At 56.4% G+C, this 17,173-nt stretch carries 18 protein-coding genes; 7 read left to right on the top strand and 11 right to left on the bottom strand.

Features of this window, described 5'->3' with window-relative positions:
- The 3 genes from F0155_RS23700 to F0155_RS22060 form a co-directional block, all read left to right on the top strand.
- Positions 1–191, top strand: a 191-nt coding sequence (locus tag F0155_RS23700) for a hypothetical protein (RefSeq protein ID WP_204934587.1), incomplete at its 5' end; no start/stop codon positions are given.
- 67 nt (positions 192–258) lie between these two features.
- A complete protein-coding gene (locus F0155_RS22055; protein WP_150526733.1) occupies positions 259–504 on the top strand; it encodes a hypothetical protein in 246 nt (81 codons plus the stop codon).
- Positions 505–509: 5 nt separating this feature from the next.
- On the top strand, positions 510–935 hold the full coding sequence (locus F0155_RS22060; protein WP_161599881.1) for an SMI1/KNR4 family protein: 426 nt from the start codon (positions 510–512) through the stop codon (positions 933–935).
- Between the two features lie 112 nt (positions 936–1,047).
- Here F0155_RS22060 and F0155_RS22065 read toward each other — a convergent pair whose 3' ends face one another.
- The 6 genes from F0155_RS22065 to F0155_RS22090 all read right to left on the bottom strand — a co-directional run bounded on the left by F0155_RS22065 (position 1,048) and on the right by F0155_RS22090 (position 6,671).
- Positions 1,048–2,442, bottom strand: a complete 1,395-nt coding sequence (locus F0155_RS22065) for an FAD/NAD(P)-dependent oxidoreductase (protein WP_150526734.1) — start codon at positions 2,440–2,442, stop codon at positions 1,048–1,050.
- Positions 2,429–2,737, bottom strand: a complete 309-nt coding sequence (locus tag F0155_RS22070) for a (2Fe-2S)-binding protein (protein ID WP_244303569.1) — start codon at positions 2,735–2,737, stop codon at positions 2,429–2,431. The genes F0155_RS22065 and F0155_RS22070 overlap by 14 nt, the downstream gene beginning before the upstream one ends.
- Positions 2,712–3,812 carry an NAD(P)/FAD-dependent oxidoreductase gene (locus F0155_RS22075; RefSeq protein WP_150526736.1) on the bottom strand — a complete coding sequence of 367 codons (1,101 nt, stop codon included), beginning with the start codon at positions 3,810–3,812 and terminating at the stop codon, positions 2,712–2,714. Before F0155_RS22075 ends, F0155_RS22070 begins: the two co-directional genes overlap by 26 nt.
- A 66-nt stretch (positions 3,813–3,878) precedes the next feature.
- On the bottom strand, positions 3,879–4,871 hold the full coding sequence (gene dctP / locus F0155_RS22080) for a TRAP transporter substrate-binding protein DctP (RefSeq protein WP_150526737.1): 993 nt from the start codon (positions 4,869–4,871) through the stop codon (positions 3,879–3,881).
- A gap of 34 nt (positions 4,872–4,905) precedes the next feature.
- Positions 4,906–6,204: a TRAP transporter large permease gene (locus F0155_RS22085; RefSeq protein WP_150526738.1), complete on the bottom strand. Its 1,299-nt coding sequence runs from the start codon at positions 6,202–6,204 to the stop codon at positions 4,906–4,908.
- A complete protein-coding gene (locus F0155_RS22090) occupies positions 6,201–6,671 on the bottom strand; it encodes a TRAP transporter small permease (RefSeq protein ID WP_150526739.1) in 471 nt (156 codons plus the stop codon). The genes F0155_RS22085 and F0155_RS22090 overlap by 4 nt, the downstream gene beginning before the upstream one ends.
- Before the next feature lie 134 nt (positions 6,672–6,805).
- Here F0155_RS22090 and F0155_RS22095 point away from each other — a divergent pair, with 134 nt between their 5' ends.
- Positions 6,806–7,735: a LysR family transcriptional regulator gene (locus F0155_RS22095; RefSeq protein ID WP_280177016.1), complete on the top strand. Its 930-nt coding sequence runs from the start codon at positions 6,806–6,808 to the stop codon at positions 7,733–7,735.
- Between the two features lie 115 nt (positions 7,736–7,850).
- On the opposite strand, the gene F0155_RS22100 is transcribed toward F0155_RS22095, so the two are convergent.
- Entirely contained in the window at positions 7,851–8,897 is a 1,047-nt protein-coding gene (locus tag F0155_RS22100; protein ID WP_150526741.1) for an alpha/beta hydrolase, read from the bottom strand.
- Between the two features lie 225 nt (positions 8,898–9,122).
- Between F0155_RS22100 and F0155_RS22105 the strand changes: the two genes are divergently transcribed.
- Positions 9,123–10,796: an alpha/beta hydrolase gene (locus F0155_RS22105; protein WP_150526742.1), complete on the top strand. Its 1,674-nt coding sequence runs from the start codon at positions 9,123–9,125 to the stop codon at positions 10,794–10,796.
- Positions 10,797–11,168: 372 nt separating this feature from the next.
- Here the strand turns inward: F0155_RS22105 and F0155_RS22110 are convergent, their stop codons facing one another.
- The 4 genes from F0155_RS22110 to F0155_RS22125 all read right to left on the bottom strand — a co-directional run bounded on the left by F0155_RS22110 (position 11,169) and on the right by F0155_RS22125 (position 15,733).
- A complete protein-coding gene (locus tag F0155_RS22110) occupies positions 11,169–11,894 on the bottom strand; it encodes an HAD family hydrolase (protein WP_150526743.1) in 726 nt (241 codons plus the stop codon).
- 5 nt (positions 11,895–11,899) lie between these two features.
- Positions 11,900–13,582 (bottom strand): ABC transporter permease subunit, encoded by a 1,683-nt coding sequence (locus tag F0155_RS22115; protein ID WP_150526744.1) that lies wholly within the window; start codon positions 13,580–13,582, stop codon positions 11,900–11,902.
- Entirely contained in the window at positions 13,579–14,631 is a 1,053-nt protein-coding gene (locus F0155_RS22120) for an ABC transporter ATP-binding protein (RefSeq protein ID WP_150526745.1), read from the bottom strand. The genes F0155_RS22115 and F0155_RS22120 overlap by 4 nt, the downstream gene beginning before the upstream one ends.
- A 103-nt stretch (positions 14,632–14,734) precedes the next feature.
- A complete protein-coding gene (locus F0155_RS22125) occupies positions 14,735–15,733 on the bottom strand; it encodes an ABC transporter substrate-binding protein (protein WP_150526746.1) in 999 nt (332 codons plus the stop codon).
- Between the two features lie 208 nt (positions 15,734–15,941).
- Between F0155_RS22125 and F0155_RS22130 the strand changes: the two genes are divergently transcribed.
- Both F0155_RS22130 and F0155_RS23705 read left to right on the top strand, forming a co-directional pair.
- Positions 15,942–16,697 carry a DeoR/GlpR family DNA-binding transcription regulator gene (locus tag F0155_RS22130; RefSeq protein WP_161599882.1) on the top strand — a complete coding sequence of 252 codons (756 nt, stop codon included), beginning with the start codon at positions 15,942–15,944 and terminating at the stop codon, positions 16,695–16,697.
- 253 nt (positions 16,698–16,950) lie between these two features.
- Positions 16,951–17,173, top strand: a 223-nt coding sequence (locus F0155_RS23705) for a hypothetical protein (protein WP_204934589.1), incomplete at its 3' end; no start/stop codon positions are given.

A 17,173-nucleotide genomic window follows, 5' to 3' on the forward strand; every position in this document is an offset into this window, starting at 1 on the left:
GCAGAAAGCCACTTATAAAACGCTCCATCCTGTCCAAACAAACCGAGCCACCTCTGTTTGTTGGCGGCATGAAATGGCACGCTCCATCTCAAAGGCCGATAGACTGGTCATGGGATTGTCAAAAAAGAATATTCCTAGGAAGTTCCAATGCGATTGAAAGCATAGAAGGATGCGAACGTATCTTTACGTAAGTTATATGCTATTCGTTCTATTAATTGTTACATTTGAACCGTCTGATTTAAATGGTGGAATTCCGTTTTGAATTTAGAAGATGAATATAGAGAAATTAAATCTAGCAAGGAGTTCTGTAAAGCCCTAGGTGAACTATTGGGGGACCCAGGTTTTCCTAACGAGAATAAATGCACGGTTGAATATGTGGGTGCGATGAAAGCTTGGCTTGAAGCTTTCGAAGGGCGAAATACGCTATTTGAAGCTTCCGCCGAAGAGGGAGTATCATGGGGTGATTTATACAAGTTGCTTCGGATTGCAGCAGATTATGAGTAGCGGCAGTGCTTGATCTCCTGAAAGACGAGTTAATATCAGGTGGCGTCACGGAACATGTTATTTCCGATGCGGAGATGCGTCTAGGTGTTCGGCTTCCTGATGAATATAGAGCATTCTTACGCAACTATGGTGCAGCGCTAGTTCCTGGTGTCGAGGTTTACGGTCTACCGCCAAGAGTGGAAGATGGTTCGCCGATGTGGGTAGATGTGGTTGATGTAACCCTGAAACTCAGGAGTTGGGGGCAAATTGGAACCGAAAACCCCATGAACATTCCGTTCTCGGACGATGGAATGGGGGTGTATTTCTATTTTGATACGAGTTTTTCACCCGATACGAAAATATTTGCGGTTGGTCCGGGGGTATATGTCTCGTTTTCGGGAGGTTTTTACGAATTCCTAAAATTGATGTCTAAAGGAAGCTTTACTTATTGATTTAGGCCGCTTTGCGGTAATGGAAATTGGCACTTTTTTGAGCGGAAATTTCGAAATCAGCCATTACTTATCGTAGCAACGGCGGAATTAGTCATTTGGACGCCGCATCATTTTACTTCGCGACTTTATCGGACTGTGTTCCCATCGCAGCGAGCTCGCCCAAGGTGACCGGTTTGAGGGGCGGGCGGATGCGGTAGTGGCCGGTTTCGTCCGGGGTCGTGCCATTGGCATCGGCCAAAAGTGCGGTGACGGTGAGACCGCAGTAGCGGCCCTGACACGGGCCCATGCCGGGGCGCCCGAAGGCCTTCGTCTGGTTGGGACCAAGGCAGCCGAGTGTTGCATATCGGCGGATTTCTCCGGCCGTCACTTCCTCGCAGCGGCAGATGATTGTCTCATCGGCGGGTAGAAGGGACGGGCGGTAAGGCGGATAAGCAGTGTCAATGAAGGGGCGGGCGGCAAGTTCGCTCTCGCGCGCTCGTTTCAAGGGGGCGGCGGTCCGTTCCAGCTCGTCCTGTGCCAGTTTTCCGCATTCCGCAGCGATCTTGAGAGCGGCAAGTTGGCCAGCGATTTCAGCCGCCTTGGCCCCGCCAATCCCGGCGCTGTCTCCGGCGATGAAAAGATTTTGGACGGAGGAAGCTCCCCAGCCATCCAGCTCTGGTGAAAAGCAATGCTGGCGGGCGTCCCACAGATGTCGCGCTCCGAGCGAGCGGGCTGCCTGTGTATTTGGCACAACACCGTGGTGAAGCAGGGCAGTCTCGCAAGGGAGCGTTATGCGTTTGCCTTGGGCCGTGAAAGCGACGGCCTCGGCATTCGTGGTCCCTTCAATGGCGATATCCGTTGCCCCGGTGTAGCGCGGAATGCGCGCCTTCAGGATTTCGGAATGCAGACCCAGTCCCTTTGACAGATACCTCCAGCCCCGCAGCGCTCCAAACAGATTTCGGGAGGCGGTCTTAAAGTCGGACCATGACTGGGTTTCCACCAGTGCCAGTGGGGGTACTCCGACCCTGACCATTTGCGCGGCAAGCAGATAGAGAAGCGGCCCGCTGCCGACCAGAACCGCCTTTTCCGGGATCATGCCGGATTGCTTGAGAAGGATCTGACCTGCACCTGCAGTCATGACGCCGGGAAGGGTCCAGCCGGGGATCGGCATCGGGCGCTCCAGCGCGCCTGTTGCCAGCAGGATCTTTTCCGCTCCGATCTGGCTGGCGGCGCCGTCTCTGGTGAAGGAAATCCGGAATCCGTCCTCAATGGCCCAGACGACAGCGCCTTGAATGTGATCCACGGATGCGCTTCGCAGGGCGGTGGTCAGGCTCCGGCCGTGGGTGTAGTCGCGTCCGAGGACTTCTGTCCGCTCTGGTGAAGCCTTGTCGACATCTCTGTAAATCTGGCCGCCGGGCCGTTGCTGTTCATCCAGAAGGGCAACTGTGAGCCCATGTTTTGCGGCGGTAACGGCGGCGGCCATCCCTGCAGGTCCAGCCCCAATGACCGCAAGATCAAAGGTCCGCATCGTCGCTGTTCCTTCCCTGTGGGTGTTGGATGTCCAGACCTTCCGAAACTTCCATCATGCAGGCCTGACGCACTACGCCGTCGATTTCGACGAGGCACTCGAAACAGGCGCCCATCATGCAATAGGGCGCACGGGCGGCGCCGGAGACGGGAGTGTTCCGAAAGACGGTGATCCCGGCTGACAGAAGCGCGGCGGCCAGATTGGTGCCTTTTGGCAGGAAGTGGGTTTGCCCATCGAAGGAAACAGCCACGTGTTCGCTAAAGTTGGCGTCAGGAAACGGCGAAACGATTTTCACTGAAAACCTCCAGATCGGGAGCTTTGTCGGTCTTTTCCAGCCAGTCGGGCAGGAGGCGGGCATGGGCTGCGGCCAGCGTTATGCCGCTGTGGCAGGTGACGAGAAAGGCGCCCGGTATTGTCTTGCTTTCCTGATAGATCGGCAGGCCGTCCGGCGTCAGAACGCGCAAGGCACCCCAACTGCGAACCAGCTGCGCCCTGGCAAGCGCCGGAAAGGCGGCAATCGCCTCGGCTGCGAGCCCGGACAGTCCGGGTTGTGTGACACGGTCATCCAGGCCCACTTCTTCATTCGTTGCGCCAATCTGGATGCCGCCTTCATCAACCTGACGGGCAATCAGGGACGGGCGGTTGATCATCTTGGGCAGTTTTTCGGTAATGAGAACCTGACCGCGTTGTGGGCGGATCGGTGCCTTGAAACCGAGTTGCGGTCCGAGTTGGGCTGCACCAAGGCCTGCCGACAGGATGACCTTTGCCGCCTCGACACTCGTTCCATCGTCACAGGCTATTCGGAAAAGATCGGATTTGTTGATCGCTGTTACCGTCTTTCCGGTTAGTACGGTGCCGCCCAGTCGCCGCACATCATCGGCAAGGGCCTGCAGCAGCCTCAGCGGATTTGCATGGCCGTCCTGATGATGCAGGATTGCGCCGACAACCTTGGGGCCGATATGCGGCTCTTCCTTGCGCAAAGCGTTGTGGCCAAGGACCTCATAGGGATAGTCGCCATCCAGACGGTGTTTCAGGGTCTCGTAGTCGCGGACCGTTGCTTCCAGCGTCTCTTCGGAAAAGTGAAGATCATAACCGCCATTTTGTTCCAGCGGGATGGCCCGTCCGGTGTTGTGACCAAGCTCTGCTGCAAACTCGGCCCAGATGGCTGCTGATTGCTGCGACCAGCGGGCATATCTTGGTTGTTTCATGCCTTTGGACTGGACCCAGACGAGGCCGAAATTGCCCCGGCTTGCACGAAAGGAACCGTCGCCGCCGTCGAGGACGAGCACGCGTTTTCCGCGTTTCAAGAGTCCCCAGGCCACGGACAGGCCGACGACGCCTCCGCCGACAATGGCATAGTCAGCTTCCATCCAGTTCTTCTCCGGGCCTCAAAGGGGGCAGGGCGGTGAGTGCCACCGCCCCGCTTGGGGAGTATCTTACTTGCCGATCTGGTCCAGAATACCCTGGCCCCATTCAGCGCCAACATCTTCCAGAACCACCGGCCAAACGGTTTCGCGTACCTTGGCAGACATGGCCGCCAGTTGGTCATCCGTCAGCTTCACGACGTTGGTGTCAAGTTCCGTCGCAAGGCGCTGTTCCCATTTGCCCTGATCGGCTTCTGCAACCGTCCAGCGCTGTGCTTCGAAATCGGCTGCCGCCGTCTTCAGTGCTTCCTGATCATCGGCATCAAGGCTCGCAAGAGACTCGTTGGAGATGATCATGTACCAGACTTCAAAGTGAGTGTTGGCCGGAATGTAGGCCTTGGTCACATCGCGGAAGGACGCGTAGTAGCCTTCCGCACCCGAACCGATCACGCCGTCGACCACTCCTGTCTGGATCGCGGTAAAGGCTTCGGAGAACGGAATGGGCGAGGGGATGTATCCAAGGGCCTCGCCGGTCAGCTGGAAGCTCTTGATGCCCGGAACACGGACCTTGATGCCGTTGGATGTGGACGGGTCGCCGGGGTTCACCGGATCTGTGTTGAGTGAAATGCCGCCGAAATAGACGGGATAGGCGGCCAGCATGGTGATGTCCTGCTTGGCATACAGTTCCGCCATCACGTTTCGCACGGCACCTTCAGGACCGTATATCTTGCGGGCGTCCGCCCAGTTGTTTGCAAGATAGGGGAACGAGCTGATCTGCATACGGCGATCCGCAGCGGTTGCTGCCGGCTGGGTTGCCATGTCGATGGCGCCGACGCTGATGCGTTCCTGCACCGTCGTGTAATCACCGAGGGCCGAAGCCGGGAAGATCTCGATGTTTACATCGCCGCCGGTTGCTTCGCCAACCTGCTTTGCAAAGGCGCGCAATTCAACGTCGATTGTCGCGTCCTGTGGACGCACATGGCTCATTTTCAGGTCTGCCGCACTGGCAATACCAGACATGGCTATCAGGGCGGCAGCTGCCGTTCCAAGAAGTAAGCGTTTCATGGGTAGTCTCCTCCGTCAGATCAGATTTCGTGGGTCAGTAGCCGAAGAGCTTCGGCAAGAAGAGGGACAGGTCGGACCAGAAGGACGTCAGGAAGACGACCGGAACGTAACCTGTAATGATGAGCACCATTGCGGGCGGAATGACCTTGGTGACCTTCACCTTGCCGATGCGCGCGCCGAGATAGAGGATCGAGGCATAGGGCGGGGTGACGCCTCCCATGGCCGTGTTGACGCCCATGATCGCCGCGAACTGGATCGGATCAACGCCAATTGCGTTCATCAGGGGTAGAAGCAGCGGTGCGATGAGGATGATGGCGGTCACGTCATTCACCACCATACCGACCAGAAACAGCAGGATGTTGATCAGGATCAGAAGCAACACCTTGTTCTCGGTGATCTGGAAGATCGAGCTCACCAGCTTTTGCGGAATGCTTTCATAGACGAACATCTGGCCAAGGATCATGGAAAACAGGATCATGATCATGATCGCGCCGACGGCGGTGGCTGCTTCCTTTCCTGCGGCAAGGAAATTGTCCCACCGCAGGCCCTTGTAGATCAGAAAGCCGACCGGCACGGAGTAGATGACGGCCAGGGCTGCGGCCTCCGTCGGGGTCATGATGCCCCCGTAGATGCCGCCGAGGATCATGACCGGCATAAGCAGCGCCGGGAACGCGTTGATGCCCCGTTTGGTGACTTCGCCCGTCAGTTCGCTGAGGGTTGGTTTCTCATCCAGCTTCAGGTCGAACTTCCGGCTCATCCAGAGGTTCACGACCGAAAAGTTGAACATGATCAGGAGGCCGGGGCCCAGCGTTGCCAGGAAGCAGGCCAAAATGGAAGTGTCCGTAACCCAGCCATAGACGATCATGGTCACCGACGGCGGAATAAGCAGGCCGAGAATGGACGAGTTTGCGATCAGTGCCGTCGCGTATTCGCGTGGATAGCCGCGTTTTTCCATCTCGGGTATGAGCAGTGGTCCGATCGCCGCAATCCCTGTGAGCCCCGATACGGAGATCGCGCCGATGACCGCGCAGGAAACGGCAGCAACAACACCAAGTCCGCCGCGAACATGGCCGATGAAGGCGTTCACAAACCGAAGCAGCGAAGCGGCAATACCGCTTTCCGACATAATGGTTCCGGCCAGAACAAAGAGCGGAATGGCCAGAAGAACCGGGTTGCCAAGCTGCTGAAAGCCCCAGAGCACCATGCCCTTCATGGTCACGCCGCCGATGAAATACATCACCATGAGGGATGCACCGAAACAGTAGGGCAGCGGCACGCCGAGTGTCAGGGTAATCACCAGTACGGCGATGGCAAGAAGCGCGATCTCGATCATTGTGCTTCTCCCCGAGACAAGGTGCGAATGTGTCCGAAGAGATGCCAGACGGTGTAGACCATCATCAGGGCCAAACCGATGACGAGAGCAATGTCCGAATAAAACGTCGGAATGTAGAGGGTCGGGCTCTCCTTCCACACGCGCCATGCATAGCGGGTGTAATCCCAGGCCCAGGACAGCAGCCAGAGGCCTACAATCAGGCTGATGATTTCGCCGACGATGGCAAGGATGGTGTGCCCTCGCTCAGAGTGGATGAAGATTTCAAGGACGTTTGCTCGAATATGCGTGTTTTCACGCGAGGCATTCACCGCGCCGAGGATGTAGAGCCACAGGGTCGGGTAAAGCATCGTTTCTTCAAGGCCCATCACCGGGACCTGAAGAACGTAGCGCGTGATAACCTGCACGAACTGGCCGAGGGCCACGATGCCGATCAGCGCCGTTAGCAGATATTTCGAAAATGTGTCCATGAATTCTCCCCCGCAGCCCCCGAAGGTGCCGCATGGTGAGATTTCACTAGACAAGCTTCATAAATTCAATTTCAAAATATCTCTAACTTCATAAACCGAATTTATGGCTTGGCATGAACCTTTCAATCCGACAGATGGTGACGTTTCGAGAAGTCATGCGCAGCGGATCAATATCCCAGGCTGCGCGGACTGTTGGTCGGACACAGCCAGCGGTCAGCACAATGATTTCGACGCTGGAGGACGAGCTGGGTCTTACGCTGTTTGTGCGTGAGCATGGAAAGCTGACCTCGACACCTGAAGCCCGGTACTTTCTGGAGGAATGCGAAGAAATCCTGGGGCGTCTTGAGCAGACGCAACGGACGCTGACCCGGATCAGGACGCTTGAAGCCGGCAAGCTTAAAATTGCCTGTCACCCCGCTGCTTCCGGTTTTTTTCTGCCCACGCTTCTGACCGACTTTCTGCAGGGAAAAGACGATCTGGAAGTGGCCCTGATCATGCGCTCGTCCGACCTGATCGAGGACCTGATCGCGTCCCAGCAATATGATGTCGGTTTTGCTGAAACGCCTCAGCCCCGCGCTTCCATAAACCAGACGGACTACGATCTTGATTGCGTCTGTATTGTTCCGGCAAGCGACACACTTGCCTCGGCAAAGGTCATTACGCCGTCCGATCTCAATGGCAAGCCGATGGCCGTCCTGTTCGAAGATCATCCAACTGCCGTGCAGACGGAAGAAGCCTTTCGGTCAGAAGGATGTCGGTTCGTCAAGCGACTGGAATTGCGAACCTTTCTGCCCGGTTTGCAGTTCGTGGCAGCGGGCGTCTGCTACATGGTCTGCGACATGATCACGGCCTATAGCTACCTGTTGCAGGGACAGGCCAACCCCAATCTGGTGATCCGCCGCTTTCTGCCGAGGGTCAGCAACTCTGTCTCCATCATGACACCGGCCTATGCCACCCGGTCCCTGGCGGCGGATGCCTTCGTTACTCAACTGGCGGGAGGCATTGAAGACATGAAGCTGAGAATGCAGCGGGTGGCCGGAGCAGCACACGATCAATGGTCCTAGAGCCCGTCTCGCATTCACTGAATCACTCGACGTGCTCTAAATATTTGATTTGGCGCATTTCCTGACGGCGAACCGGTATCCACTTCGCCTGGAAATACTCTGGTTTTTCACCCGCCTATCTGGGTGCCAGGATCCAGGTGTTTTCGCCGTTCTTGCGCAGATTGTTACGGTTCGCCGCTGTCTTGTTCTCGTTCAGGAGCAGGTTCAGGTCTGCGCCAACCTGAGGACTATAGAGGTGGTTGAGGTGCCCGGTCGGGCTGTCATTGGGCAGCTCGCTCAAGTCGATGATCTCGACACCTTCAAGGGCGGCAAAGTCGCTCCCGGTCTCGCCAAGGCGTGGGTATCCATGCAGCTGCGCCGATAGGGCGAGGGGGATGTCCCCGCTTGTCGCATATATCGTCAGATTGTCCGCGAGCGGGCGGATGCGGGGCAAGAGCCGCTGGAATACACCGAAGTCCATGTCCGGAGCCAAAAGGACAACGTTCCTGAAACGGGCGTCGGGCTTTCTGTAGGCGATCTCGTAGAGCGCAAGCGCCAGTCCGCGTGCGCCGAGACTATGCGCCACCAGATTCACCTTGTCCGCGCCAAAGCGCTCATCCAGCTCAAGAATGGTGTCGGCGATGTCGGGGACACTCCAGTAAAGATCAGCCTCATCGCGGGTGTAGTTGGTCAGAACGCCGTCCGAGGGCCAGCTGAACCAAAGGAAACCACTGTGCAGGCTCGCATTTTCCTTCAGAAGAATTGCGCGTCGGCAGCCTTTTTCGAAGCTGATGTTGTAGCCGTGAATGTAGAGCGTCGGCGCGCCGTCTCCGACCGCAGTCCCAAGGTCCGTCAACACGGTGTCCAAGGCAGTTTCTTGTACCTCATCCAGGCTCAAGAGTTCCTCGCGTATGAAGGACGGCGCTGCATCGGTTAGTGGGTTGAATATGCTAAGGTCGAGTTCCCGAACGCTGCACCAGCCTGCGGAGATATTGCTTCGCTCGTCGCCATATGACTTTGCCGGATCGGAAGATCCGGTCTTGTTGCGCGACGTCACAAAGGAAATTTCGCGCTTCTTCACCTCCGGTGCCGGTTTGTCCTGAGCAAGGGTGCTTCCCGGTGAAAGGGCAAGTGCAACGCCGATCAGGATGATCCGAAACTGTTTGGCAGCGGAAAATGGCATCTGAGATTTCCAAAAAATGACCGGCAAAGGCTGATTATGTTTGGCGGACGATGAAGACATCATGTGGTCTTGTCAAACCATTGAAGTCTCGACAATAGTCGGTTGAGCATTTACGGATTTTTGCGCACCAAAAGTTGCGCTTTGCATCGGGCGATTGACTCCGGACAAGGTGGAAACGGCCGGACGCGACCGGACATTGGATTTTTTGATTTCAGGGATAGCAACATGACTAGACGCAGTTTGGGTCGGCTTGTCGGAGATTTTTCGGTTCCGTTCTTCCTGCTGGGCGTGTTGTTTTTCGCGGCGTCCCTGACACCGTCCCTCATCCCGCGTGGTCCGACAGAGCAGGGAGTGCTCGGTGGGCTTGTGACTGCGCTCGGTTATCTTATCGGCCAGATCTTGTGGCTGCTTTGGCTTGCCTTGGACATGCCGCGCCTGACGGGTCGTGTCGCATCTGCTGCAACATGGGTGGTCACGGCCATCGTGGCTGTGTTTTTCCTTTGGGTCCTGTGGTTTAGCCTGGGTTGGCAGAACGATCTGCGGCTCAAGATGGGCATGGAACCGGCAAGTGCCCTGCATCTTGCGCGCATTGTTGTGGTTGCCACCGCGACATTTGCGATTGCCTATGGTCTTGGCCGTCTTGTTGCGTCGTTTTTCCGTCTGGTGCGCGCCTGGTTCTACCGAATGATGCCGCCACGAAGAGCCAATGTCCTCGGCGTCATCGCCGTGGTGCTTGTGCTTTTTGTCGTCAGCCGGGACGGGATATTTGATCGGGTCGTCACCGGCCTCGATCAAAGCTACGAAAAGGCGCAGGCCCTGTTCGACAAGGCACCGCCGAGACCGACGGACCCGAACAAGACAGGCAGTGCTGCCTCGCTGATCGACTGGGGCGGGATTGGCACGCCGGGCCGAGATTTCATCATGTCCGGACCGGATGCCAAGGCAATATCGGCCTTCAGCGGCAAGCCGGCGCTAGACCCGATCCGGGTTTATGTCGGCAGGGCCAATGGGGAAACAGCACGAGAGCGTGCGGAACTGGCGCTGGCCGAGTTGAAGCGACTGGGAGCGTTTGAGCGCAAGGTCTTGCTTGTTGTCAGCCCGACCGGAACCGGTTGGATGGACCCTGGCGCGCATGATCCGGTCGAGTACATGCACAATGGCGACATAGCGACCGTATCAGCCCAATATTCCTACTTGCAGTCGCCGCTGGCTCTGGTGCTGGAAACCCAAACGGGTCTTGAACAGGCAACGGCCCTGCAGGATGTAGTCTACGGCTATTGGAAGACCCTGCCGAGGGACAAGCGTCCGCGTCTTTATGTTCACGGCCTGAGCCTCGGGGCGTGGTCATCCATGCATGCCACGAACCTGTTCCGCTTGCTTGATGATCCGATTGACGGGGCCTTCTGGGCCGGACCACCCTTTCCCTCAACGCTCTGGAACTATGTTCAAAGGCAGCGCAAACCCGGCAGTCCCTTTGTCCTGCCGACGATTGGCGACGGATCGCTGGTGCGCTACGCCTCGCACACGTCGGACGCCTCGACTGGTGCGCCCTGGGGCGACATGAGGATTGTGTTCCTGCAGTATTCAAGCGATCCGATTGTCTTCTATGATCCGGCTTCGCTGTGGCGTGCGCCTCAATGGATGCTGGATCCGCCCGCAGAAGACATGTCCGACGATTTCATCTTCATGCCCATCGTGACCCAGTTCCAGCTGCTGCTCGACATGGCGCTCGCTTTCGGCTCTCCGGCCGGGCATGGCCATGCCTATTATGCGCAGGACTATGTCGCCCCATGGGTTCAGGCAACAAACCCGGCAGGCTGGACCGAAGCGGACACCATCCGCCTCAAGGCGCATTGCAACAATGGCCTGCAGAATGGTTGCACGAACACGCAGCGTTAGTTTGACGGAGCGCGGTGCGTAGACTGAAAAACGAGAGGTTTTGCTGGGGAACCTTGATTATCAGCTTCAAAGCAATCTATTGTAAGCCATTGATCTGTCAGAGGTTTGGTCGCAACACTTTTCTATGCGCTCCATAGCAGAGCCTCATTTCAAGGCCTCACTCGAAGCAATCGCCACCGTGCATCCGAAAAGCTGGATGGACGGTCAGCTCTCAGTAGGAAAAGATCAGAATTTGTTGTTGCAGGCCTTAGAGGCTAGGACAGCTTGGCAGAAATTTCTCGACAGCAAGATGTTGCGCAAGGTCAGTACTATTTCTGGCCCAAGGACTTCATGGAAGCAGGCAAGCGCCAGCTTCGGTTCTCGAGGGTCCTGCTATAGGTGAACCTTCTGTTGGAACGAAATCAGTTGCGGAATTCCAAGGATGTCCGGCAGGACCGCATCGGCCATGGCGACGAGTTCGGCATGTGTCCCGGTGCCTGTCAGGACACCAACGGCAAGCCCGGCGCGCCCCTGACGTGCCATGATGATGTCCTGCGGATTGTCTCCAACGACGAGGACATCCTCTGGCTCGAGGCCACAAGCAGCGCAGAAGGCAAGCAGCATCCCAGGTGACGGCTTGTGGCCATTGCCGGAATCATACCCCGTGACAAAGTCTATGTAAGGGGCCAATCCCGTCGCCTGCAGGAATTTTCGGATTGCAGCCTCACTGTCGCTGCTGGCGACCCCAAGTGACAAACCATTTTCCTTCAATGAGCGGAGCAGGTCTTTCGCCCCGAGGATGGCCGATGCAGAAAGCATGGAGCTGCTGAATATCGCATCAAGCTCCGCCACGAGTTGAGACTTGGACTGTAGCGCTCCGTTTTGGGCCCATAGCTCGGCGATCTCATCGCTGTTTCCTGCGGCCAGCGCGCTGCCGGAACGTGTCTTGCCTGTTTCCGGGTCTACGCCCGCGACCGCGAGCAAATGAGCTGCCAGTTCGTGATTACCGGCCGCCGCACGTTCCGCTGCAAGGCGGTTGATGCCGGCCCAGGTTTCCTCGTAGTGCAACAGGGTTCCGTCCTTGTCGAAAAGGACCCCCTTGATGGCCTTCGCCTGCATGGTGCCTACCTGATTAGAGTGATGTTTTTTGCGCCCGCAAGCCAGAGGACACTGCGTGCCAAAAGCAGCATGGCGAGTACGATCAGCATGATGCAGACCGAAAAGGCTGCTGCCTGATTGTTCGCGCCCCGGTCGGACAGTTGCAGAACGGATACAGCGGCTACCTGTGTCTGTGGCGTGATCAGGAATATGACCGCCGACAAAGACACCATCGCCCGCATGAAGAAGAAGACGGCAACCCCGACAAGCGTTGGCCAGAGGATCGGCAACGTTACCTTGAAGAGCGTGCGCAGCTGGCTGCCGCCGAGCATTGTTGATGCTTCGTCGAACGTGCTGCTGATCTGCTTGAGCGAGGTCGTCGTGATGAGGAACCCCTGTGCGTGATTATAATAGATGTAGAGCAGCACAATCAGAGGAAAGGTGCCATAGAGCATGTTGAGTGGATTGGCCGGATTGTTGAAGGCCAACACATAACCAAGTCCGAGTACCATTCCGGGAATGGAGGTCGGCAGGATGGCGAGGAACGAAATCGGCCCACGCAGCGGCGTCCTGAATTTCTGAACGACTATGGCGGCGATCGTAACCAGCACGACCCCGAAGAGGGCTGTTGCCAGTGCAACGACGATGGAGTTCCACAAGGGTTGAGCCCCATTTTGGACATCGAATGAGTAGTGCTTGAGCGTGAAGGAGAGATTGTATGGCCAAAGGCGTACGAAGCTCGCCAGAAGAACAATGAGTGGAACCGCCAGAAACATCCCGGCGACAACATAGGCGTAGATGCCGTAGGCCAGATCACGTGAGCGGTTGATGCCGATGACAAGTGGCTTTGACCCGTCGGTAATCAGTGCATGCTGTCCGCGCGCAATGCGTCGCTCCAACAGTTTTGATATGACTGCGGGCGCCAGCAACAACACACCAATCACTGCACCAAGGCCAAATTTTCCCTGTCCGATGACCTTGTTGTAGATTTCGGTCGCCAGCACGTTGAAATCGCCACCTATGACAATGGCATTCCCGAAGTCGGTAATCGAAAGCGAGAAGCTGACGAAACAGGCGGCAGCGATGCCGTAGCGTGTCGACGGCAACGTGATGGCTTGGAAAATCCGCATGGGTTTCGCGCCCATGACCACAGCGCCTTCATAGAGGCGCGCGTCAGCGGCTGCCAGCGCTGCGGAAAGGATCAGAAATGCGTAGGGAAAGGTGTAGAGCGTATTCGCAAGCACGATGCCCCAGAAGCCATAAAGATCAAAATCAAAACCGAAGAACCTGTTGAAAGCTCCGTTGCGGCCAAACAGGAAGATCAGTCCCTGAGCCTGTACAAGAGAGGGCGCAAACAGTGGTGTCATCACCACAATCCGAAGGAAACTCTTGAAGACTACGTTGGTTCGCTGGATGGAATAGGCATACACGTAGGCAAGGCTGACTGCGAGAGCCGCCGTGATGGCCGAAACGGTCAGGCTGTTGCCGACCAGCTCACGGATGCGCCCCGAGTTCAGTGTCTCCGTGTAGTTTTCCAGACCCCAGCCGCTATCTCCAACAAAGCTACGCAAGAGGATACTGACGGCGGGAATGACGAGGAAGATAACCATCAACACCAAGATGCCGACGGATACTGCAGTCGCGAAGGACTTGTCAGACAAACGGAACTGCCGCAACCGGGACGACATCGATACGGTTTGATCGGTCATCGGCTCAACTCATGCAGGGCAGTGGACGCAAAATTAAGACAGACCCGCTCGCTTGGACGGCTTAGAACGGACGCGCCATGCAGCTCGACATCAAGAACCTGATCGGGCGCACATTCCGGCTGAACCGAAAGAATCTGCAGGTTACCGAGGTAACGCACCTTGGTCACTGTACCGAATAGTGCATTTTCGAGACCGAGTGGTTCGCTCGAAACCTTGATGGCCTCGGGACGCAATCCGACAACACCGCTGTCGATAGCGGCATCCGCCTGAGCGTTTGCCGTCAACTGCTGCGAGCCGAAACGTATCTCGCCCGAGCCATCACGCGAGACTTCAAGCACATTGAAGCTGCCAATGAAGCCTGCAACGAACCGGTTACGCGGGTGCGCATAGATTTCGACCGGGCTTCCCGATTGTTCGATGCGGCCACAATTGAGGACAACGATTTGGTCTGACATCTCAAGCGCTTCACTCTGGTCATGGGTCACCATGATTGTCGTGATGGCCAACTCTTTCTGGATGTTGCGGAACTCGGTCCGCAGTTCGGAGCGCACATTTGCGTCGAGTGCGGAGAGCGGTTCATCCAGCAGCAAAACAGACGGCCTCGGTGCCAGCGCACGTGCGACGGCGACCCGCTGCTGCTGCCCGCCTGACATCTGCGCGGGAAGCTTTTCTGCCTGGTCCGCGAGTTGAACGATGTCCAGCATTTCCAGAGCGCGTTTCTTCCGATCGCCCTTCGGCCAGTGACGGCACTCCAGACCGAAAAGCACATTCTCCAGTGCGGTCATGTTGGGAAAGAGCGAGTAGGACTGGAACACCATCCCGAAATTCCGGTCCGACGGAGGTGTCTTTGACATATCTTTTCCGGCAAGGCGGATCGTTCCTTCCTCAGCGGTTTCAAGGCCGGCAATCACACGCAGAAAGGTGGTTTTCCCACAGCCAGACGGGCCGAGAAAGCAGGTGAAACTCGCTTCCGGGATGGTCAGAGTCAGGTCGCACAGCGCCTTGACGCTGCCAAAGGACTTCGACAGGTTTTCAATTTGCAAGGCCATCGGAACTCCCCATACCGGCGCGTCTCCGGCCGCTGGCAATCAGGCATCTTCATGAAGAGCATCCGGGCGCGGATGTACCACGCCCAGGACAAGGGGAAGGGGATCAGTTCTCGTAACGGCGTTGCCACTCGGCGATGATCCGGTCGCGATCGGCCCCCGCTGCGGCGAAGTCGGTCGGATGAAGGACGGAGTTGGTGTCTTCCGGCAGCCCCGCATCCTTGAATTTCTGGGGCAACGAGCCGCCAGGCAGCGTGACGATCGCCTTCCAGTCATAGTAGGCGTTCACGGCCTCCGGGGTGAGTGTCCAGTCAAGGAACCGACGGGCATCGTCCTTGTTCTTCGATGAAGCGACCAGGGCATTGGCCTCGAGTTCGTTGCCGGCTCCTTCGGCCGGAACCACCATCATCATCGGGAAACCTTCGTCGATGTTCTTGATGGCTCGCATGTCAAAGGAAGCGCCGACCGTGTACTCACCGGACGCTGCCGCATTGCAGGGTTTGGACCCGGACTTGATGTATTGCGCGATATTGCCGTGAAGCTGATCCAGGAAGGTCCAGCCCGCGTCCTCGCCCTTCATCTGCAAAAGGGAGCTGACCTGAATGTAACCGGTTCCTGAAGATGCCGGGTTTGGCATCACGACCTCGCCCTTGAATTTCGGATCTGTCAGATCCGCCCAAGAGGTCGGAACATCCAGGCCCAACTTGGCGGCACGTTCCGTATTGACGCAAAGGACGGCCATGTAGCCGGTAACCGCGAACCACTTGTTGTCGCCGTCGCGGAAACTTGTCGGAATTTTCTCCAGACCGGCGGGCGCATATGCTTCAAGTGTATCTGCAATTTCGGGGTTAACGATGGTGGACGCGGCAAACCCCCATATCACATCGTGCTGAGGGTTTGCTTTCTCGGCGATGATACGTGCAGCCAGATCGCCGGTTGAAAGGCGCAGCATATTGACATTTATGTCAGGCATTGCGGTTTTCGCGAGTTCGAGGAAGGCAGCTGCTTCATCTTCCTCATAGGCAGTGTAGACGGTGATATCACCGGCATAGACTGTCGCCGGAAGAAGCGCGGCCATCAGGCCGGAAAAAACTGATGCTTTCATATTATCCTCCATAGTTCCCCTAGGGCGCGCTTTTCGACACGCTGCTCCCGGCCTCAGTTTATGTAAATTTTCTTCCAAAAAAAGTCCGAATTTTAACATTTTTGATTTTTCTTCCAAAATCGGGTTGTTACATTCGTCTGCGGCAGATTGAAAAGCACCTGTAAACTGGCTAACAGGTGGCAATCACGATCGGATCGGCATGATTTCTATGGGCAAAAAGCAGCAGCGCAGGGAAGTACTGCTGAACCTGATCACCGAGAAGGGCTATGTGAGTCTTTCCGAGACGGCGAACGCTTTGGACGTGTCCGAACAGACCATTCGCCGCGATTTTCAGGCGCTTGAGGCCTTGCCGCACATCAAGCGAACGCATGGTGGCCTCGCTCTGGTTCAGCCAATCGCCGAAGGCGAATACTCCCGGCGTCAGCAAAGCGCAACACAGGAAAAGACAGCTCTGGCGGCGCGGGTCGCCAAATATATTCAGGATGGAGCTTCGATTTTTCTCGACAGCGGAACCACGTCAGAAGCCATAGCCCTCGCACTTCTTTCGCGAAATAACCTGAAGGTCATGACCTACAGCATTCGCGTGGCGAGCCGGTTTCTGGACCGCAGCGACATGACAGTCGCCATTCCGGCGGGTATTGTCCGTCTCGAGGATGGAGCCATCATCGGTCCCTACGATGATGAATTCACCAACCAGTTCCGGTTTGACATTGCTGTGGTTGCGATCAGTGGAATGGACGAGGGGGGGCGTCTCTCGGACAACGACCTTTTCGAAGTCAAGCGGGTCCAGGCGGCTATGCGTCAGGCGGACAAGACCCTGTTGCTGCTGACTTCGGATAAAGTCGGTGCAAAGGGGTTATTTGAGCTCTGTCACCTGAAAGACATCGATTTGCTTGCCGCCGAAGAGCAGACATTGACTAAACTCAACGGCCTCCTGGCGACAACGAAGATTGAGTTGCTTTGAGGGTCTTTTACGCCAGACAAATGAGCGAGTAGTCCCTCTGTCGGCTCAATCCTTGATCAGGCTCCAGAAGTCGGCTTTTCGGCTGTGTTTTTGCTCGAGGTTTTCGAGAAATTCCGAATGTTCCGGTAATCCGCAATAGTCTGTGATTGCCGGGGAATATGCTACGACGTGCAAAGCTTCCGGGTCCTGTTTGGGGGGCAGTCGGACGAATAGCCGAAATCAGCCGATCTGATTTGGATCGACACAATTTGAAATGAACAGCTTGCTGGAAGTTGGCTGGGGAACCTGGATTCTCAGCTTCAAAATTGTAAATCGCAAGTCATTGATCCATCAGGAGTTTGACTGCGGCACCTTCCTTGTGTGTACCATAGCAGAGCCTCATTTCAAGGCCCCAGTCAAAACCTCATACGATACGGTGTTGCATTTGTGGACAGCTCCGTTTTTGCAAGGGTTTTCTTTGTGCTTCAGATCTTTTT

It is taken from the genome of Roseibium sediminis (assembly GCF_008711325.1).
Classification (GTDB): domain Bacteria; phylum Pseudomonadota; class Alphaproteobacteria; order Rhizobiales; family Stappiaceae; genus Roseibium; species Roseibium sediminis.